We start from the raw sequence: 21,309 nt of genomic DNA, 5'->3' as shown, positions 1-21,309 counted from the left end.
GGACCGGCCGAGACATGGCAGGTACTGTGCGTGTCTGCGGCTACGCCCGAGGGCCTGCGGGCGGCGGCCGATCAGCTCGCACGGGCCCTCGCCGAGCACCCGGAGGCCGCGCCACCTGCTCCGCCGGCCGGGGAGCGGCACCGGCTCGCCATCATCGCTCGGGACGCCGAACACGCTCGCGCCCTTCTCGCCAATCCCGCGCCGGCCCTGGTCGCCACCAGCGAAGTCACCGCCGCCGCGGCCGGATCGCTGGTCTTTCTCTTCCCCGGCGTCGGCGACCAACGGGCCGGGATGGCCCGCGCCGCGTACGACACCATGCCGGACTTCCGGTCCGCGCTCGACGAATGCGCCGAGCTGCTCATGCCCGACCTCGGGACGGACATCCGCGAGGCGCTGTTTTCCACGACAGATGCGGCGTCAGCCACCGACCTGATCCGCACCCGCATCGCCCAGCCACTCGTGTTCGCCGTCGAGTACGCGCTGGCGACTCTGCTGAGGCGGTGGGGGCTGCACCCGTCGGCGATGCTCGGGTACAGCGTCGGCGAGTATGCCGCCGCTTGCATCGCCGGCGTGTTGGACCTGCCGGACGCGCTGCACCTGCTGGCCCGTCGGGCGGAGCTGATCGAGGCCGCACCCCGCGGGTCGATGCTCCTGGTCCAGCTCGGCCCGGACGCGCTCAGTGGCTACCTGACCGACGGGGTGTCGCTGGCCGCGGTCAACGGGCCGTCGGTCTGCGTGGCCGCCGGTCCGACCGAAGCCGTCGAGCGGCTCGAACGCACGCTGCTGTCCCAAGCGGTACCGGCGATGCGGGTCAAGAGTGAGCACGCCTTCCACAGCCCGATGATGGCACCGATCGTGGCGCCGCTGCTCGCAGAGCTGGGTAAGGTGTCCCTGCGTCCGGCAGGTATTCCGTTCTTGTCCAACGTGAGCGGTGGCTGGATCGACGACGCGGCGACCACACCGACGTACTGGGCACAGCACCTGACTCAGCCGGTCCGCTTCACCGACAACGTGGCCCAGATGTGGCAGCTGCCGTCGGTCCTGGCGGTCGAGACGGGCCCCGGCCAGATGCTCTGCTCACTGGCGAACCTGCACCCCGACCGGCCGACGAACACCACCGCGCACGTAATGCCGGCCCTGAGCCGGATGGCCAGCCCGCACGGCGAGGTCGTCGCGCTGCTGACGGTCGCGGCGCAGGCGTGGGTACGCGGATTCCCCGTCGACTGGCACGCGGTGTCCGCCCGCACGCCGGGACATCCGGGCTGGCCCGGCGCCGCGAAGCCGGTGCGCCGGACGTGGCCGCGGATCCGCTGACCACCCAACCGAACGGAGGATTCGATGGACTTCTCTCTCAGTCCCGATCAGCTGAGCCTGCGGGACAAGGTGATCGCATTCGCTCGCGCGGAGGTCGGCGCACACGCCGCCGAGCACGACCGGACAGCGACCTTCGACCGGGAGGGCTGGGCCAGGTGCGCCGAGTTCGGTGTGCTGGGCTGGACGGTCCCCCGCGCGTTCGGGGGCTCGGAGCTCGACCCGGTCAGCGCCATGGTCGCGCACGAGGCGTTCGCCTATGCCTGCCGGGACAACGGGCTGACTTTCGCGATCAACAATCACCTCTGGGCCTGCGTGATGTACATCGTGGAGCACGGCACGCCCGAGCAGTGCGCCCGCTATCTGCCGCCATTGGTGGACGGGTCGATGGTGGGTGCCCACGCGCTCACCGAACCGGCGGCCGGATCCGACATCTTGGCCATGACCACCCGCGCGAAGCGGGTCGGCGACACCTACGTGCTTAGCGGCACCAAGTGCTTCATCAGCAACGGACCGGTGGCGGACCTGTTCACGGTCATCGCCCGCACCGGGGACGGGCCGGGTCAGGGCGCGCTCACCCTGTTCATCGTCCCGGCCGACCTGCCGGGGGTCCAGGTCGTCCGGGACATCCCCAAGGCCGGGCTGCGCGGCACCCTGATGGGAGAGATCCGCTTCGACAACTGCGTCCTCTCGGCCGATCACATCCTCGGCGCCGAGGGCCGCGGCTACCAGATCTTCACCTCCACGATCGAGTGGGAGCGGAGCTTCATGTTCTCCGCGGCCATCGGCGCGATGCGTCGGGTCATGGACATGAGCGTCAAGCACGCGGCGACCCGGCGGCAGTTCGGCAAGCCGATCGGCGCGTTCCAGGCCGTCTCGCACAAGATCGCCGACATGCGGGTACGCCTGGAGGCGGCACGTCTGATGCTCTACCACGTCGCCTGGCTCAAGAGTCAAGGCCGAATGGCGCTACTCGAGTGCGCCATTCTGAAGGTCTTCGCCACCGAGGGTCTGATCCAGACGTGCCTGGACGCGCAGCAGCTACACGGCGCGCGCGGCTACGTCAGCGACCTGCCGATCGAGCGCGAACTTCGTGATGCCCTCGCCGGAACCATCTACGGCGGCACATCAGAAATCCAACGAAATGTCATTGCGAGCCTCGTCGGCGTGCCCGCGATGTCCTGAGCACCGACGAGAGGACGAGACCATGAGCACCCTGCACACGATCCAGTTGGAGCGCGCGCTGAACCGCACGCTGGCCGACGAGTTCGCCCGCCGCGTGTACTTCGCCTCCCGGAACATCGTCGACTTCCAGCTCGTCGTCGAGGACAGCGGCGTCACCGGCATCACCGTACGAACGGACACACCCGAGGCCACCGAGAACCTCGCCCGCAAGCTCAACGTCATCCTGCAGAACGACGTCCTCACCCAGCTCGGCCGCGACGCCAAGGTCATCTGGCGCTCGGCCGAAGACCGCGCCATCGCCCCCGGGACCTTCGAGGACCTCGTGGCGGCGGGAATCGCGTTCGAGGCCGGCGAGGGACAGATCGCCCTCGGCGAGCCGGTGCTGAGCCTCATGGACGACCTGGACCGTACGGTGCGGGACTTCGTCGTCCAAGAGATGCACGGACGGGAGTACCGCTACCCGACCCTGATCCCAGCCAGGACGCTGTACCGCTGCGGCTACCTCACGTCGTTCCCCCAGTACGTCATGTTCGTCACCCGACTGCACAGCGACATCGACGTGTACCAGGAATTTCTGGCCAAGACGAAGGCCACCGGCGGGCTGGACGCACAGCTGCTCGAATCCTGCCGTGCGGTGGACTACTGCCTGCCACCGACGATGTGCTACCACACGTTCCACCAGTTCGCCGACAGCTCACTGCCGGACGGGGTCTCCGTCGTCACGTCGCGCGGCAAGTCGTTCCGGCACGAGGAGAAGTACCGCAAAGGCCTGGAGCGCCTGTGGGACTTCACCATCCGCGAAGTGGTCTTCGTCGGCTCACGAGAGCAGGTGCTCGCCGACCGCGAGCGGCTGATGGACCGCCTGTTGGGCCTGGCCGACGAACTGGGCCTGGTCGGTCGGTGCGAGGTGGCCAACGACCCGTTCTTCGGCAACAGCGACGGGGCTCTGCGGTCCACCTCGCAACGGCTGCTCGAACTCAAGTACGAGCTGCGCCTCGACATCGGCGGTGGCGAGACCATCGCCGTCGGGTCGTTCAACTTCCACGAGCAGATGTTCGCTGACGCCTTCGCCCTCACGGGAACGGCGGGTGAGCCGGTCTACACCGCGTGCGCCGGCTTCGGCTTGGAGCGGTTCGCGTACGCCTTGGTCTGTCAGTACGGCGCCGATCCGCAGAAGTGGCCGGAGCGGGTCCACGCCGCTCTCGGCCGTTCCTGAGCGACGCGCGCATCGCCCGCAACCCCGACGAGGCGCGGAGGTGGCCGCCCACCGGTCGGCGGGACCCGATTCGGCCCGGCCCCCCGGTCTGGCGGGCAACTCGGTGCCACCAGGCGGATGCCTGACGCACCGCTGGGCCCCACCACCGGAGCAGCCACCATGGCCACCGAATCGGCAGTGGCCTGGCGTTCCGCGAGTCCGGCCGCCCAGGACCAGAGCGGCGAGGTCAGGCCGAAACTTCAGGAATGTCACGAACTTCGCGCTCCTCCCATGAATCCATTATTTCCTAGGGACTTCAATCCGGACGAAACACTTCAAGCCGGAGAGCGCCCCGGAACTGCGCATACACCGGCCTTGATCTGGTGCCTGCGCTGTCGTACTGTCCCCTCACCATTCCCGTCGGCTGGGCGAGGTCCGCGCTTTCGATCTCCAGACTATCGACGTTCACTAATACCGTCGCAGCCGCCCGCTCTGATAACCTCGCCGTGCGACGAAATCAATGCCAAACGGGGGCAACGTGTGGTTTCGCATATTGGGTCCGCTTGAGCTCATCGGCGCCACTGGGCCTGTCCCACTGACCGCGGCGCGGCAGAGCATCGTCCTGTCCACCCTCCTGCTGGAGAGCAGCAGGATCGTCTCGGTTGAGCGGTTGATCGACACGGTGTGGCCGGACAGGCCGCCAGCCACCGCCCGAGGCCAGATCCAGATCTGCGTATCGAGTCTGCGCAGCACCCTGACGATGCACGGTATCGGCGCGACCATCCACACCAAACAGCCGGGCTACCAGATAGAGGTCGATCCGACCAAGCTCGACCTGCTGATGTTCGAACGCGCCATCGCTGCCGGACGGCAGGCGGCCAGCGGCGGAAGGCTAGCAGACGCCGCACAGTCCTTCGCCGAGGCACTGTCACTCTGGCACGGCGAGCCATTCGCCGGGATTCCCAGCCCGATCCTACAGGCGGCGGCGGCCTCGCTGCTCGAACGCCGGATCACCGCGATCGAGGAGTACATCGACCTACGCATGCGGCTGCATCAGCACCAGGAGACCGTGGGCGAGCTGGTGGATCTCGTCGAGCGTTACCCGCTGCGCGAGCGGCTCCGCGCCCAGTTGATGCTAGCGCTCTTTCGCTGTGACCGCCGCGCCGACGCATTGGAGGTCTACCGCGTCGGCCGCCGCATCCTCATCGACGACCTAGGACTGGAACCAGGCGAGCAGCTGCGCCTGATGGAGAAGGGCATCCTCAGCGACGATCCCGACCTGCGGATCGGCACCGGCCTCAGCGGCGGTCCGCGCAGCGGCCCCGTACAGGTGCCGCGGATGTTGCCGATCGCCCAGTCGGACATGACCGGACACGCCGAGCTCATCGAAGCGATGCGTGAGCGGCTGCTCTCCGATGCCAACGCCACCGCCGTTCCGATGGTGGCGATCTCCGGCCGAGGCGGCGTGGGCAAGACGAGTCTCGCCACGCACGTGGCCCACGCACTGTCCGGCGCCTTCCCCGACGGGCAGTTGTTCGCCAACATGCACGGCGTCAACGCCGATCCCGCGGCACCCGCGGAGGTGATCGGCCGTTTCCTGCGGGCGATGGGAGTGCCCGCCACCAATCTGCCCGAGCAGCTCGACGAGCGAGCAGAGCTGTTTCGTACCTGCGTGGCCGACCGGCGAATCCTCGTCGTGCTCGACAACTGCGCGGACGAGAACCAGGTGCGGCCCATCATGCCGGCCACCGCCGGATGCGCCGTGATCCTCACCAGCCGGCACCGCCTCAGTGGGCTGTCCGGGGCGTACCCGGTCGAAGTGGACGTGTTGGGCCTCGATCACGCGCTTGAGCTGCTGGGCAAGATGCTCGGTCGGGAGCGCATCCACGCCGAGGAAAGCGCCGCCATCTCGCTGGTCCGATTCTGCGGTGGCCTTCCGTTGGCACTGCGGGTCGCCGGTGCGCGCCTGGTCGCCCGTCCGCACTGGGCGGTGAGCGATCTCGTGGATCGCCTCTCCGACGAGCGTCGGCGGCTGAGCGAGTTAGCGCACGGCGGGCTCGACGTTCGCGCCAACCTGGCACTGTCCTACCGGGCACTGAGCTCATCGGCACGGCGCCTGTTTCGGCTGCTCAGCCAGGCCAGCTCGGCTGACTTCGGTGGCTGGATCTGCGCGCCGCTGATGGACTGCGACCCGATGACCGCCGGTGATCTGCTCGACGAGTTGGTCGAGGCGCGCCTGGTCGAGGTGGAACACGGCCGGGGCAGCCGGGCCCGTTTCAGGCTGCACGACCTGGTCCGGACGTACGCCCGCGAGCAGCTGGAAGCAGATGAGACCGAGGCCGAGCGGCTGGCGACGGCGCGCCGGCTCGTGGGCGCCTGGCTGTTCCTGGCCGAACGCGCCCACCGCGCCGAATACGGCGGCGATCACACCATCATCCACGGAGAGGCACCGCGCTGGCAGCTGACCGAGTCCGTCGTGGACAAGGTGATCGCCGACTCGCTGGCCTGGTACGACACCGAGCGCCTCGGCCTGCTCGCAGCGGTACGCCTCGCGGCCGAGATGGGTATGGACGACGCGTGCTGGGACCTCGCCCTGGCATCGGTCACGTTGTTCGAGAACCGGCGCTATTTCGACGACTGGCGGACGACCCACGAACTGGCGCTGCAGGTCACCGCTCGCACCGGCAACCGACGCGGGCGGGCGGCGATGCTGAGCTCACTCGGTTCCCTGGCCGTGTTCGAGCAACGCCATGGCGACGCGCGACCGCTGCTTACCGAGGCCACGCGGCTGTTCGGTGAGATCGGGGAGGGCCATGGCTACGCCCTCGCGTTGCGCATGCTGGCCTTCCTCGACCGGATCACCGGGAAGGCGGATGCGGCGATACAGGGCTTCGAGGACGCGCTGGGCTGGCTACGTGACGCTGGCGATCACGTTGCCGAGGCGCACGTGATGAGCAACATGGCCCAGATCCATCTGGAGACCGGTGACTGCGAGGCGGCCGCGCATGACCTGAAGCTGGCTCTCGCGGCGGCCCAGAGGGCCAACGCCCGCCGGGTGCACGCCCAGGTGCTGTGCCGTCTTGGCGACCTGCACCTGACCCTCGGCGAGTTGAACGAGGCCGAGCGCGCGTTCCAGGACGCCCTGGATCTGGTGCTGGTGCTGCAGGACCGGGTGGGCGAGGCACATGCCAAGCACGGCCTGGCGATCGTGGCCCTGCGCCAGGATCGCCACGCGGAGGCGGAGACCATGCTCAGCGCGGCGGCGGCGCTCGCGGCCCAGCTGAACGACGACTTCATCGAGGCGCGCATCAGACTGACCATCGCCGAGTTCCGACAGAACCAGGGCCAGCGCGAACAGGCGCTGCGGGCAGCGTCCCGGGCGCGGGAGCTCTTCCGCGGGCTGCACGCCGACGCCTGGTACGAGCGGGCCGGAGTGCTGGTCCGCACCATCGAGCAGGCCGCACTGGAGGCGGCGCCTCCGCTCGCCGAGACCGGCCGGGACGCGCCGTCAGGCGGCGTTGGTCAGCACCACGGCGATCTGGTCGACCCGCCGGCTGACGAGGCGGGTGAGTTCCTGGCGGGGCACGCAGTGGCGAGGACGTAGCCGAGGCGCAGGCTGCGGAACAGGCAGGGCATCACCGGTCGCGCGCTGGCCCGACGGTCGCCACCAGGACGGTGCTCGTGCCGCACAGCATGCCGACCCTCAGCAGGCCGATCCCCATTGGCACATCCAGAACCGTCAAAGCTCGGCTCCATCACGACTGTTCCGTCTCGGCCGAGGCGGACAGTAGCGAAACGATAGCACTGAGTTGAGGCAAGAAAAGCCTGCTCGGACAACCTTTCGGCATCGAGAGATCGCCTTCAAGAGGAGAATCTGAGATGTCGAACAGCATCGGCGACAACGGCCACGCCTTCGCTACCCGCCGTCGCGGCGACACGATCTGGGGCTGACGACCGCCCCGCCAAAGCCTGCACGAAAGAAGCCACCCGGAGCGGGTGGCTTCTTCTGCGTCACGCTTCGGCCGGGCGCCAGCTGAGATGGCCGACCTGGCAATCGCCTTGGCGGACACTTCCTGAGAAGTCGAGACGGCCGGTGGAAGGGAGCACACATGCGTGAGGTGTTGAAGGATCTGGAGCGCTGGTGGGCTGACGAGGTGCCGGTGGGAATGGCCACCGTGGTGGCGACACGGCACTCGGCACCGCGACCGGCGGGCGCGACGATGCTGGTCGCCGCGGACGGCACGGTGGTCGGCAGCGTCGCGGGCGGCTGCGTCGAGGGCGCTGTCTACGAGTTGGCCCAGGAGGTGGTCGAGTCCCGCGCGCCGGTGCTCCGACGTTACGGCGTCAGCGACTACGACGCCTTCACGGACGGTCTGACCTGCGGGGGGATCCTCGACGTGTTCGTGGAGCGGGTGGACCGGAAGTCCTATCCGCAGCTCGCGGCGGTGTCGTACGCAGTGCGGCACGGGATCCCCGTCGCGGTCGTCACCTGCGTCGCCACGAACGGCGAGGATCCAGCCTCGTGGCTGGGGCGGCGGCTCATCGTCTACGCGGACCAATCCGACGGCTCACTCGGCAGCGCCCGGCTGGACGCCGCGGTTGTCGAGGACGTACGCGCGATGTTGGCCGTCGGCAGCACCGGCCTACTCCACTACGGCTACGACGGCGAGCGCCGGCGCGACGAGCTGACCCTGTACGTGGCGTCCCATCAGGCACCACCCCGGATGCTCGTCTTCGGTGCCATCGACTTCGCCGCGGCCGTCGCCCGGATCGGCGCTTTCCTCGGTTACCGGGTAACCGTCTGCGACGCCCGTGCGGTATTCGCCACCGAGCGGCGTTTTCCGGCGGCGGATGAGGTTGTGATCGCCTGGCCCGACCGGTATCTGAAGGCCGAGGCGAACGCCGGCCGGGTGGACGAGCGTACGGTGGTGTGCGTCCTCACGCACGACCCCAAGTTCGACGCGCCGGTACTGGATGTGGCTCTGCGCCTGCCGCTGGCCTACGTGGGGGCGATGGGGTCGCGGCGAACCCACGACGACCGCCTCGACCGGTTGCGCGAGCTTGGCCTGAGCGAGGCGGAGTTGGCCACGTTGGCCTCCCCCATCGGGCTGGACCTCGGGGCGCGGACCCCGGAGGAGACCGCGGTGAGCATTGCCGCGGAGATCATCGCAAGACGGTGCAACGGCAGCGGCGAGAGCTTGACCTCGGGCACCGGGCGGATTCACCAAGATCGACAAGCTGACCGGCCTGCCCCGGACCCGGAGCGCACGTCGGACCGGTCCGGCGATAGGCCGCCAACAACGCGGCGAAAGGCCAGGTGACAATCCTGTTCGCATGTCAGACAACACATCCTCCGTGTCGGGCCTGTTCCATGCGCAGGCGGCCCGCACCCCGGGCCTGAAGGCGGTGGTCGACGGCAGGCGGGAGCTGACCTACCGGCAACTGTCCGCGTACGCCGCCCGGCTGTCGCGGCGGTTGCTGGCGCTCGGCATCGGTCGCGGTGATCTGGTCGGCCTGCGGGCCGGCCACTCCGCCGACACCATCGTCGCGATGCTGGGCATCCTCGGCGCGGGCGCGGCCTACGTTCCGCTCGAGGGGAGCCTGCCGGCGGAACGCGTGCGGCGCATGGCCGCGGACGCCCGGGTACGTGCCGTGCTCACGGTGCCTCCACTGGACTGGGGGCTGTCCGACCTCCCGACGCTGACCTACTCGCTCCGCGACCCGGACGCCACCGCCGGATCGGCGGTGCCGCCACCGGTGGAAGTGACCGGCGACGACCTGCTCTACGTCCCGTACACCTCAGGCTCCACCGGCCGGCCCAAGGGCGTGGAGGTGCCGCACCGCAGCATCCCGGGCTTCTACCTCGACGCGGGCTACGGTCCGTGGCGCCCGGGCCTGCGCGCGATGTGCCACTCGGCGATGTCCTGGGACGGCCACGTCTTTGAGATCTACCCGGTGCTGACCACGGGCGGAACCCTCGTCATCCACCGGGGCGACGACGGCAGCGACCCGTTGGCCGTCGCCGACGCCGCCCAGCGGGCCGGGGCGGACATGCTGATGCTGCCGACGCAGGCGTTCAACACCGTGGCTGCCGAACGGCCCGGGTTGCTGGCCGGGCTGCGGTGCCTGGTCATCGGGGGCGAGGCCGCCTCGCGCGACCACCTGGGCAAGGTGCTCGCGAACCAGCCCGATCTGACGATCGTGAACGTCTACGGTCCGGTGGAGTGCACCTGTCTCGCCACGGCCCACCGGATCACGGCCGCCGACCTGGCGCTGCCGGCGATACCGATCGGGAGGCAGATCGGCGATCGTGCGGTGCACCTGCTGGACGAGGAACACCGGCCGGTACCCGACGGCGTCGTCGGCGAGGTCTACATCGGCGGGCCGGCCGTCGCCCGCGGCTACCTGGGCCAGCCCGGGCTCACCGCCGAGCGGTTCGCGCCGGACCCGTTCGGGCCCGACGCCGGCGGCCGGCTGTACCGCACCGGGGACCTCGCCCGGCGGGTCGCCGGCGTGTACGACTTCGTCGGCCGCGCCGACGACCAGGTCAAGCTGCGCGGCTTCCGGGTCGAGCTCGGGGAGATTGACATCCAGCTCCGGACCCATCCGGCGGTCACCGACGCTGCCACGGTCGCGCTCGCCGAGGAGAACGGACTCCGGCTCGTCTCGTACGTCGTGCCCGACGGCCCGCACGTAGCCTCGCTGCGCGAGCACCTCAAGAGGGTCCTCCCGGAGGCGATGGTCCCGGCCGCCGTCGTGGGGCTGGACGCCTTCCCGCTCACCCACTCGGGCAAGCTGGACCGCCATGCCCTGCCGGTGCCGCTGGTCACCACCGCCGGTGGTGGTGACCAGCCCGTCACCGCAACCGAAAAGAGCCTTGCCGGCCTCTGGCAAGCCCTGCTCGGCCTCGACGAGGTCGCCCGGGAGGACGACTTCTTCACCCTCGGTGGGCACTCGCTGCTCGCCACCCGCTTGACGCTGCGGGTTCGAGAGGCCTTCGCGGCACCCATCACCGTACGCGACATATACGACCGGCCGCTGCTGCGCGACCTCGCGCTGCTGGTCGAGGAGCGGCGAGCAACCTGCGCGGCGGCCTGACCGCCGGCGCCACCGCCCGCCCATTGGGAAGCAGCCCGGACCGCCACCTTGGCGCGACGGTCGGGCCGCCGCATCGGTCACCCCGACGCGCCGGCCGCTGACAACAGCTTTGTCGCCGCTTCGGCCATCCCGACGCGCCGGCTTGGCTGGCAACAGCCGGGCCGGCGCATCGGTCATCCCGACGCGTCGGCCCGGCTGACCAACAGCCGGGCCGCAACAGGGCCCTGCCGCCCACCCATCCCCCCGTCCCGAAGAGGCGTCACCCATGACCATCTCTCAGTTCCAGCCAACCGGCTCGTACGTTCGAGGGCCGGTGGCAGACCTCCTTTCATCCGATGTGACCTCGACCGCCCCGTCACCGGCGCTACGCGAGGCCCCGGCCTGGCCGGCGTCCTACGCTCAGGAGCGGATGTGGGTGGCCGAGCAGCTCGCCAACGGGGCGCCCGCCTACAACCTTCAGATGGGCCTGCGCATACGTGGTCACCTCGACGTGGAGGCCCTGCGGCAGGCCCTGGACGAGTTGGCGGCCCGTCACGACGCGCTGCGCACCAGGTTCGTGGTCGATGGGGCCAGGCTCACCTGCGTGGTCACCCCGCCGGGCCGGGTGCCGTTGGCGATGGCTGACCTCTCGCGGCTCGGTGACCCGGCTGGCGCAGTCGCCGAACGGGCCGAGCGGGAGCTGGGCACCCGCTTCGAACCGGCCACCGGTGAGACCTACCGGGCGGTCCTGCTGACCACGGACGCCGCCGACCACACCCTGCTGCTCACCATGGACCACCTCATCGCGGACCCCTGGTCGGTGCAGGTCCTGCACGAGGACCTGACCCAGGCGTACGCCCGCTGGCACGCTGGTGAGCCGCCGACGGATCCTGTCCCGGCGCACACCTACGGCGACTTCGCCGCCTGGCAGCGGGACTGGCTGGCCGGACTCGAGTGCGCCCGGCAGCTGGCGTACTGGCGTGACATCCTGCCCACCGACCCGCCGCGGTTGTCCCTGCCGGTGCGGACCGCGGCCCGCGAGCGGCAGGACATGCGCCGGTTCGCGGCGATGCTGGAGGGCGAGTTGGTCGACTCGGCCAACGCTACCGCACGGTCGGCCCGGGCGACGCTGTTCACCGTGCTGTTCAGCGGATACGCCGCGCTGCTGGGCCGGTACGGGCAACACCAGGAGGTGCTCGTCGGGTCGCTGTGCACCGGACGCACCCAGCCAGAATCCGAACGGGTGGTCGGGTTCGTCGCGAACGCGGTCGCGCTGCGGGCCGACCTGTCCGGCCGGCCGAGCCTCCGCGATCTGGTCGGCCGGGCCCGGGAGATCGTCCTGGACGCGTACACCAACCAGGACGTGCCCTTCGACACCGTGGTCGAGACGGTGCGGCCGGACCGGGCCCAGGGACGCCGGCCGTTCTTCGACGTGATGTTCCAGCTGGCGGATCTGCAGCGGCAGCCACTGAGCCTGCCGGACGCCGTGCTGGAGCCACTGCCGAGCGCGAGCCGGATCGCCGGCGCGGACCTGGTGCTGACGATCGCCCGGGAGGGCGACGGGTACCACTGCTACTGGGACTACGACGCCGGGCTGCTGGACGCCGCAACGGTCGAGCGGATGCACGGACACTACGTACGGCTGCTGGACGCCGCCCTGGCCGAGCCGGACCGGCCGATGGCCGAGTTCGAGATCGTGACCGGGGCGGAAGGTGCCGCCATCGCGGCGTTCTCCAGCCCGGCCCGACCGGTCGACCCCGGCTGGACGCTGCCGTCCGCGTTCGAGGCGGTCGCGGACCGCCACCCGGACCGCCCGGCGCTCAGCGGCCGGGTCCGGGCCGATTACGCCGAGCTCAACGCCGACGCGAATCGGCTGGCCCATGCGCTGCAGGCCCGCGGAGTCGGCCCGGAAGTCGTCGTGGGGCTGTTCCTCGACGACCGCGCGGACGTCATACTGGGCGCCCTCGGCGTTCTCAAGGCCGGCGGCGCCTACCTCCCGCTGGATCCGGCCTACCCGGCCGCCCGGATCCAGTACATGGTGGACGACGCCCGGCCCGCCTTGGTCCTCACCCGCGGACCGCTGACGGCCCGGGTACCTGCCGGTAGCACCACGGTCGACCTCGACGACCTCGGCAGCGAGCTGGCCGCGGCGTCGCCCGCCAATCCTGCGAGGACCCTGGACCCAACCGGGCTGGCGTACGTCATTTACACCTCCGGCTCGACCGGGCGGCCGAAGGGCGTCGGCGTGGTACACCGCGGCCTCGCGACGGTCAGCGCGGCGCAACGGCATGCCTTCCCGCTCTCGCCGGCCGACCGCATGCTGCAGTTCGCGTCGCCGAACTTCGACGCGTCGGTGCTGGAGGCCCTGATGGGCTTCGGCGCCGGTGCGTCGCTCTACCTGCCCGACGTCGAGGCGACGGCGGACACCGATCTGGAGCGGATGCTGGGCGGTACCCGGGCGACCGCCACCCTGCTGCCCCCGTCGGCGCTGGCCGGGATCGTCGACGAGTCGGTCGTTCCCGAGACGATCACGGTCGCCGGCGAGGCGTGCCCCGTTCCGCTGGCCGAGAAATGGGCGGCGAGCCGGACTTTCATCAACCTCTACGGCCCCACCGAGGCGTCGATCGTCTCCACCAGCTACCGGGTCGAGGCCGGCGTGCCACAGGGAGCAAGCCTGCCCATCGGTCGCCCGCTCCCCGGTGTCCGGGCGTTCGTCGTCCAGCAGGACGGCCACACGCTTGCCCCGGTCGGCGTGCCGGGTGAACTGTTGCTCGGCGGCGATGTGCTGGCCCGCGGATACCTCAGGCGGCCCGGGCTGACCGCCGAGCGCTTCCTGCCCGACGGATTCGGCGGCAACCCCGGCGGCCGCCTGTACCGGACCGGCGACCTGGTGCGTTGGCGCTCGGACGGCGTGCTCGAGTATCTCGGTCGCCTGGACCACCAGGTGAAGATCCGCGGGTTCCGCATCGAACTCGGAGAGATCGAGAGCACCCTCGCCACCTGCCCCGCGGTCCGCGAGGCGGTGGTCGTCGCCCGCGACGGACGGCTCGTGGCGTACGTCGGCGTGGCCGACGCGGTCGTCCCCGAGGAAGCCCTGCGGGAACACTGCTCCCGCACCCTGCCCGACTACATGGTCCCGGCGCGGGTGAGCATCGGTGCCGCGCTGCCCAAGACACCCAACGGCAAGATCGACCGGGCCAGGCTGCCGGACCTCATCGCGGTCGACCCACAGGAGCGTGTGCCACCGCGGGACGAGCTGGAGCAGGCGTGCGCCGAGATCTGGCGCGGGGTGCTGAATCTCGACATGGTCGGCGCATTCGACGACTTCTTCGCGCTGGGTGGGCATTCACTGGCGGCGACGCGGGTCGTCGGTCACGTACGGCAGGCGTTCGGCGTCGACCTTCCGGTTCGGACGCTGTTCGAACACCCCGTTCTCGCCGACTTCACCGCTGCGCTGGTGCGTTGGGAGGAGGAGCATGGCTGAGCACAGCACGGCCGCGCCGCATCCGGCGACGCAGCGCCTGCTCGACCGGCGGGCCCGAATGGCGACCCGGTCGGTCCCGCCGGTCGTCGGCGAGGCGCCATTGTCCTTCGGCCAGGAGCGCCTCTGGATCATGTCGCAGATCCAGGGTGGTACCGGCGGAGGTGGCCTGGTCAACGTCTTCCGGCTCTGCGGGCGGCTGGATCGCACGCTCCTCGACCGGGCGCTGACCGAGCTGCACCTTCGCCACGACATCCTGCGCACCGTCATAGGCCGGCAGGGCGGCACCGCCGTACAGCGGGTCATCCCGCCGGCTCCGGTGACGGTGCCGGTCGTGGACGTGTCCGGCGAGACCGACCCGATGGCGGCGGCCCACCGGGCCACCCTCGACCTCGACGCCCGCCCGTACCGGCTGGACCTGGAGCCGGGCATCCGGTGGCTGCTGTGCCGCCTCGGACCGGACGACCACGTCCTCGCCCTCGTCGCGCACCACATCATCATCGACGGATGGTCGGAGCACATCCTGCGCGCCGACCTGTCGGCCCTGCTGGTCGCCGCCGGCGACAGCGGGCCGGCGCCGTCGCCCGCTCCCCGCCACCGGTACGCCGAGTACGCCGTCTGGCAACGGGCCCGGCTCGCCGGCGCGGAGCTCGACGGCGACCGTGCATTCTGGCGGCGCGAGCTCGCGGGAGCGCCGCCCGCCGTCGCCCTGCCGTTCGACCGCGATCCGGACACCGGTTCGGACTTCCGCGGCGGGGTCCTGCGGGATGAGGTCCCGGCCGATGTGGCCGGGGCACTGGCGGACCTCGCGGCGGCCTGCGGCGTCACGAGGTTCATGGCATTCCTCACCGCGTTCGCCGTGACGATCGGCCGCGCCGGCGGTCAGTCCGATTTTGTCGTCGGCGCGCCAGCGGCCGGCCGGACCCGACCCGAGTGGGAAGAGCTGGTGGGATTCTTCATCACCCCCGTACCCATCCGGATCGACCTGTCCGGCCCGCCCACCTTCCGCCAGCTGCTGGCCCGGGTACGGGAGCGCTGCCTGGCCGCCATGTCGCACCAGGAGCTGCCGCTGGAGCACATCGTCGCCGACCTCCGTCCGCGTCGCGTGCCGGGACGTCAGCCGATGATGCAGGTGATGTTCCAGGTGTACGAGATGGAGCCGATCCCGCTGCGGGTGCCGGGGGTCGAGGTGACCGAGGAGCAACTCTTCCGCGGCACCTCGTCACTGGACCTGTCGGTGTCTCTGGTCCGCTCGTCGGACGGGTTCAGCGGCTACTGGGAGTACCGCGGGGCGGTGTTCGACGCCGCCACCGTGGCACGGATGCGGACCGACTTCTACCAGTGCGTACGGCGGATGTGCGACCACCCGGACGAACCTGTTCCGGCCCGGGAGGCGTGTTCCTAGTCACGGCACAGCCGCCGTGCTGCGGTGCAGACGATTTCCGCTCTACCGCAGCACGGCGCCGCCCGTGCCGCGACGGGCAGATTTCCGCAACGCGCGCAGCTCGTCGGAGGGCAGCGCGAACCTACCGAGGGTGGCGTGGTCCAACATCGGGTCCACTCGTTCGACGTCCTCCCCGACCAGCCTGCTGCGGTAGGTACTCACCACCACCCACCGCCCGGAATGGGACACCGACACCTCCATCGGCGGGCCATGCGGGTGCGCCCGGCGGTCCAGCCGCACCTTGCCGTGCGGGCGGGGGCAGTCCGGGCAGGTCCGCGTGAGGCGAACACGGGCCGGCTGCACGCCCAGGTGACGGGCGAACAGCGGACGTACCAGTGTGGCGCCGGTCAGGAACCGGGCCCGGGTCGTCGGGCCGCCGGTAGGCGTCGACGCGGTCCCGCTCGCCCGGCTCCAGCAGCGGCAGCCAGGCCGGATCGGCCCGCCGGTGTTCCGCCCGCCAGACGTCGACGTCGCGTGCCTGCCCGGTTGACATCAGCTCGCCCGCCGAGTCGCCTCGTCCTCGGTCATCGCCTCGATCTCGGCGAGAATGGCCTCCTCGACCCAGGACGACGCCGAGGCCACCGTGGGGCGTTCGAACATCATGCCGATCGGCACGTGCAGCTCGAACGCGCCGCGCATCCGCATCACCGCCCGGGTCACCAGCAGCGAGTGCCCGCCCATGGCGAAGAAGTCGTCGTCGGGGCCGATCCGCTCGATCCCGAGCACCTCGGCCCAGATCCGGCCGACCACCTCCTGCGTCGGATTCGCGAGCGGGGCCGACTCGTCCGGCGTGAGGGGGCCGCCGGCCTGCGGAGGCGGCAGTTGCTGCCGGTCCAGCTTGCCGTTGCCGAGCCGAGGCAGCGCGGCAAGGACATGGATCGACGTGGGCACCGCGTACGGGGGCAGGACCGAGCAGAGCTGCTCGCGGATCATCGCCGCGGTGGGTGGCGCGTCCGGCCGCAGGACCACGTACGCCGCCAGCCGCTTGTCACCGGGAACAGCCTCCCAGGCGATCACCACGGCGTCGGCGACGCCGGCACAGCCCAGCAGCGCCGCCGTCACCTCACCAAGCTCGGTCCGTACGCCGCGGATCTTCACCTGGTCGTCGCGCCGCTCCAGGAACATCAGCTCATCGTCCGCGCGCCGACGGCCCCAGTCGCCCGTCCGGTACAGCCGTTCGCCCGGCCGGGTCGGGTGCGGCACGAATGCCGCAGCGGTCATGGCCGGGTTGTTGAGGTAGCCCCGGGCCAGGCCGAGGCCACCGATCCACAGCTCGCCGGGGGCGCCGTCCGGCACCGGCCGCAGGTTCTCGTCCAGCACCCACACTTCGTTGTGGTCGAACGGGGTGCCGATGGCGACCGATCCGGCGGTCCCGACGCCGTCCGCCGCCACGCAGACGTGGCAGGTCGAGTCGATCGAGACCTCGGTGGCCCCCCAGGTATTGTCGAGGGTGACCCGGTCGCCGAAGACCTCATGGAACCGCCGCACCAGTCGCGGGCGCAGGGCCTCGCCGCTGGACAGCACGGACCGCAGCCTGCACATGGCGGCGACGTCCTCGGGCGTGACCGCCTGCAGGAAGAGGTCGAGCACGCTGGGCACGAACTGCACGTGCACCGCCTCGCTCGCGATGACCGCGTCGATGATCGCCTGCGGATCCAGGTGCAGGCGCGGTGGCAGGAGCGCGACCCGGCCACCGGTCAGCAACGGCCAGAGGATCTCCACCGCAGCATCGTCGAAGGTCAGAGTGGTCTTGTGCAGGACGGCGTCACCCACGGCGAGCGGGTGGTGGCGTTGCATCCAGGCCATCCGGTTCAGCCAGCCGCGGTGGCTGCTCGCCACGCCCTTCGGTCGGCCGGTGGAGCCCGAGGTGTAGTACACCGAGCACAGGCCCAGGCTGCGCGCCTCGCCCAGGCTCCCCCGTTCGGCCGCTCCCGCCACCGCCGCCACCTCGTCGAGGTCGCCCAGCGGTTCCAGGGCGGCGGGTGACACCACCCCGCATCCGGTGCCGATGAAGGTGTCGGCGACCCCGGGGTCGACGACCGCTACCCGGGCACCGGAGTCCGCCACGATCTGGACGATCCGTGCCTTCGGGGTGTCGGTCTCGATCGGCAGGTAGGCGGCGCCCGCGTGGAGAATGCCCAGCAGTCCGGCCACCATGTCGACCGACCGGTCCATGCACAGCACCACCGGCTCGTCCCCGGCCACCCCGCTGTCGAGCAGGCGCGCGGCGACCAGGGCGGCGTGGCGGTCCAGTTCGGCGTAGCTGAGGGCCCGGTCGGGCCCGGAGACCGCGACGGCGTCGGGCGTACGCCGGGCCTGCGCCCGGATCCCCTCGTGCAGCAGGGTCGCCAGGTCTAGTGGCGCGTCAGGGCCACGGAGGCAGGGCTCGGCATCGCCGTAGGAGAGCATCGACAGGCGCACCCCCGGATCGGCGACGACCTGCTCGACCACAGCGCGCAACTGGGTCATGAACCGTTCGATCGTGGGGGCGTCGTACAGCGCCGTGTCGAACTGCACGCCGTATTCGAGGCCCTCGTCGGTCAGGTCGAAGTTCAGCATCAGGTCGTACTTGGAGACCTCGTCCGGGGTCGGCAACACCTCGACGCCGAGTCCGGGCAGCCGGGCCGGGACCGTGGGTGCGCTGTTGTACTTGACCAGGATGTTGAACAGTGGCGTCCGGGACAGGTCCCGCGTCGGCTCCATGATGCGCACCAGGTGGTCGAACGGCACGTCCTGATGGGCGTACGCCTCGACGGCCCGGTCGCGGGTGCGCTTTAGGAGGTCGGTGAAGGTCGGATCGCCGGACAGGTCGTTGCGCAGCACCAGGATGTTCACGAACAGCCCGATGAGGTCGGCCGTCTCCGGGCGGGCGCGCTCGGCGACGGTCGTGCCGACCGTGACGTCCGACTGGCCGCCGTAGCGGGCGAGCAGGGCCTGCGAGGCCGCCAACAGCAGCATGAACGGCGTTGCGCCGTGCCGGCGGGCCAGGGCCGTCATCCGGTCGGTGAGCTCCGCGGGGAGCTGCGCCAGCCGGGTGTCCCCGCAAGTCGACCGACGCGGCGGCCGCGGGTGGTCGGGCGGCACCTCAGTGGCCACCGAGCCGGCGAGCGACTGTCGCCAGAAGTCGATCTTGCGTTCGAGCGTCGCGCCGCTCAGCTGGGCATCCTGCCGCAGCGCGATCTCGGCGTACTGGCCGGGCAGGGCCGGCCAGCCGGGCGCGCGGCCGCTGGTGAACGCCTCGTACGCGCCCGCCAGTTCCTCCAGCAGGATCCGGTGCGACCAGCCGTCAAAGGCGATGTGGTGGGCGGTGAGACACAGGACGTGCAGTTGTGGACCGCAGGCCAGCAGCACCGCGCGCAGCGGAAGCTGCGCCTCCAGCGTGATGGGCCGTTCCGCCTCGGCGGCGACCTCGGCCGCAATGGCGTCTTCGGCCACCGTCCGGGCCTCGAGCCGGAAGTCGGCAGCCGGGCACAGCACCCGTGCGGGCACCGAGTCGCGTACCTCGAATCGGGTACGCAGCACCTCGTGTCGCTCGACCACCGCGGTGAGGGCGGCGCGGAGCGCCTCGACGTCCAGCGGACCGGTGATCCGCAGCGCCATCGGAATGAGGTACTCGGGGCTTCGCGGGTTGAGCTGGTCGAGGAACCACAGCCGCTCCTGGGCCAGCGGCAGCCGTGGCGACCCGTCGGTCGGGTCCCCGCCGTCGACCGTGCCGGTCGTCTCCGGCGCGGCGGCCGGCTGGTCCTGCGTCGCGACCTGTGCGAGGCCCTCGTCGAGCGTCGCCGCGAACCCGGCGACCGTCGGGTAGCGGAACATGTCCCGCAGCATGATGTGCTCGGGCAACTGTGGGAAGGCATCGGCGCAGGCCATCACGATCTGGCTGGCCAAGAGCGAATGTCCGCCGAGATCGAAGAAGTCGTCGTGAATGCCCACTGTGCGGACACCCAACGCGGTCGACCACAGGTCGGCGACGGTTCGCTCCGCAGCGGTACGAGGAGCGGTGTAGGACGGCTCCGCCGGCTCCGCCGGATCAGGCGGCTCGGGCAGCGCCCTGCGGTCGACCTTCCCGTTATGGTTCATCGGAACGTCGTCGATCGCCACGAACGCGCTCGGCACCATGTAGGTGGGCAGTCGCTCGGCGGCCCACAGGGCGAGATCGGCGGGCGTGGGTGGTTCGGTGCCCGGTGCCACCACGTGGTAGGCGACGATGGCCTTGTCGCGGTTGCGCTCGCGCATCACGGCGACCGCGTCGGCGACGGCCGGATGGGCCAGCAGGGCACTGCGGATGTCACCGAGCTCGATCCGGTATCCGCGGATCTTGACCTGTTCGTCGACCCGGTTCAGGAAGTCCAGGACGCCATCGGGCCTGCTGCGGGCGATGTCACCGGTGCGGTATAGGCGCGCGCCCGGCCGAGTGGCGAACGGGTCGGGCACGAAGCGCTCGGCGGTCAGGCCCGGCTGGTGCAGGTATCCGCGCGCCACTCCGGCCCCACCGAGGTACAGCTCGCCCGCCTCTCCCCGGGCGACCGGCTCCAGGTTGTCGGTGAGGACGTGGGCCGTGTAGTTCGCCAGTGGCCGACCGATCGGTACGAGCTCGCCCGGGTCGTCGACGGCGCTGACCACCGCGCCGACAACCGTCTCGGTGGGGCCGTACTCGTTGACGATCAAGGCGTGTGGCGCGAGTCGTCGCCAGTCGCGGACCGACTCCGGCGACAGCACCTCGCCGCCCACCACGAAGGAGCGGACCGAGTCGACCGGTCCCCGGCCCACGACACGCGGAAGCAGCGCCTCGAAGTGCGTCGGGGTCAGCTTGACCACCTGGAAATCGAGATCGGAGCGGACCAACAGGTCGGCCAGATGGTCCAGCGTGTTCTCCTCGGGCACCACCCACAGCGGGCGCCCGGTGGTCAGCGGCAGGAACAGGGCGGTGACGGTCAGGTCGAAGCTGAGTGGCGAGTGCAGGGGTGCACCATCCCGGCCGCCGGTGTCGCCCAGCACCGCACCGATCGCGGTGAGGTAGTTCGCGAGCCCGCCGTGCGTGATGGCCGCGCCCTTCGGCTGACCGGTCGAGCCGGAGGTGAAGATGACGTACGCCAGCGAGTCGGGGTGGTTGATCACGTCGAGGTGCCGGTCGTCGTAGGCGCCGGGGCCGAGGTCGGCCAGGGTGAGGACCGGTCGGCTGTCGGCGGACGGCAGGATCTGGTCCTCCTCGTCGAGGATCAACGCCGGTCGGGCGTCGTCGAGCATCTGCCGCAGCCGGAGGAGCGGCAGGTTCCGATCCAGCGGCACGTAGACGCCGCCCGCCTTGAGCACCGCCCACAGCGCGGTGATCAGCGGCACCCCACGGCGCAGCAGCAGCGCGACCCGGCTCTCCGGGCCGATCCCGCGGTCGGCCAGCGCGCGGGCCAGGCGGTTGGCGCGGGTGTTCAGTTCACCGTACGTCACCCGCTCGTCGCCATCGACGATCGCGAGGGCGTCCGGTTGCTCGGCGGCGAGGCGCTCGAACCGCTCCACCACGGTGGCCGGCACGGCACCGTCGCCGTGCTCGGGACGGTCGAGGTGGCGCGGAAACGGTGCCGACGGGAGATCGGCGCGCGGAAGGGTCTCGGTCACGAT

At 70.8% G+C, this 21,309-nt stretch carries 9 protein-coding genes; 8 read left to right on the top strand and 1 reads right to left on the bottom strand.

Going from position 1 to position 21,309, the window contains the following annotated elements; translation table 11 throughout:
• Positions 1-30: 30 nt before the first annotated feature.
• The 8 genes from IRY44_RS28310 (at position 31) to IRY44_RS28275 (ending at position 15,654) form a co-directional block, all read left to right on the top strand.
• Positions 31-1,314, top strand: coding sequence for an acyltransferase domain-containing protein (locus IRY44_RS28310; protein WP_194803222.1), 1,284 nt, complete (start codon positions 31-33; stop codon positions 1,312-1,314).
• A 24-nt stretch (positions 1,315-1,338) separates the two neighbouring features.
• The gene (locus tag IRY44_RS28305; protein WP_194803221.1) at positions 1,339-2,496 is read left to right on the top strand and encodes an acyl-CoA dehydrogenase family protein; all 1,158 of its coding nucleotides are present in this window, start codon (positions 1,339-1,341) and stop codon (positions 2,494-2,496) included.
• A gap of 22 nt (positions 2,497-2,518) precedes the next feature.
• A complete protein-coding gene (locus IRY44_RS28300; RefSeq protein ID WP_194803220.1) occupies positions 2,519-3,712 on the top strand; it encodes a hypothetical protein in 1,194 nt (397 codons plus the stop codon).
• A gap of 532 nt (positions 3,713-4,244) precedes the next feature.
• Entirely contained in the window at positions 4,245-7,295 is a 3,051-nt protein-coding gene (locus tag IRY44_RS28295; RefSeq protein ID WP_194803219.1) for a BTAD domain-containing putative transcriptional regulator, read from the top strand.
• Between the two features lie 505 nt (positions 7,296-7,800).
• Positions 7,801-9,012 (top strand): XdhC/CoxI family protein, encoded by a 1,212-nt coding sequence (locus IRY44_RS28290; protein ID WP_194803218.1) that lies wholly within the window; start codon positions 7,801-7,803, stop codon positions 9,010-9,012.
• Positions 9,013-9,025: 13 nt separating this feature from the next.
• Positions 9,026-10,789, top strand: coding sequence for a non-ribosomal peptide synthetase (locus IRY44_RS28285; protein ID WP_194803217.1), 1,764 nt, complete (start codon positions 9,026-9,028; stop codon positions 10,787-10,789).
• Between the two features lie 337 nt (positions 10,790-11,126).
• On the top strand, positions 11,127-14,252 hold the full coding sequence (locus IRY44_RS28280) for a non-ribosomal peptide synthetase (RefSeq protein WP_194803216.1): 3,126 nt from the start codon (positions 11,127-11,129) through the stop codon (positions 14,250-14,252).
• Positions 14,245-15,654, top strand: coding sequence for a condensation domain-containing protein (locus IRY44_RS28275; RefSeq protein WP_194803215.1), 1,410 nt, complete (start codon positions 14,245-14,247; stop codon positions 15,652-15,654). Before IRY44_RS28280 ends, IRY44_RS28275 begins: the two co-directional genes overlap by 8 nt.
• Before the next feature lie 531 nt (positions 15,655-16,185).
• Here the strand turns inward: IRY44_RS28275 and IRY44_RS31415 are convergent.
• A complete protein-coding gene (locus IRY44_RS31415) occupies positions 16,186-21,306 on the bottom strand; it encodes a non-ribosomal peptide synthetase (protein WP_194803214.1) in 5,121 nt (1,706 codons plus the stop codon).
• Positions 21,307-21,309: the final 3 nt, after the last annotated feature.

The organism is Micromonospora sp. ANENR4, assembly GCF_015354395.1.
GTDB classification, from domain to species: Bacteria; Actinomycetota; Actinomycetes; order Mycobacteriales; family Micromonosporaceae; genus Micromonospora; species Micromonospora aurantiaca.
Note: the sequence above shows the minus strand (reverse complement) of the source record. Positions and strands in the feature narration are given on the sequence as shown.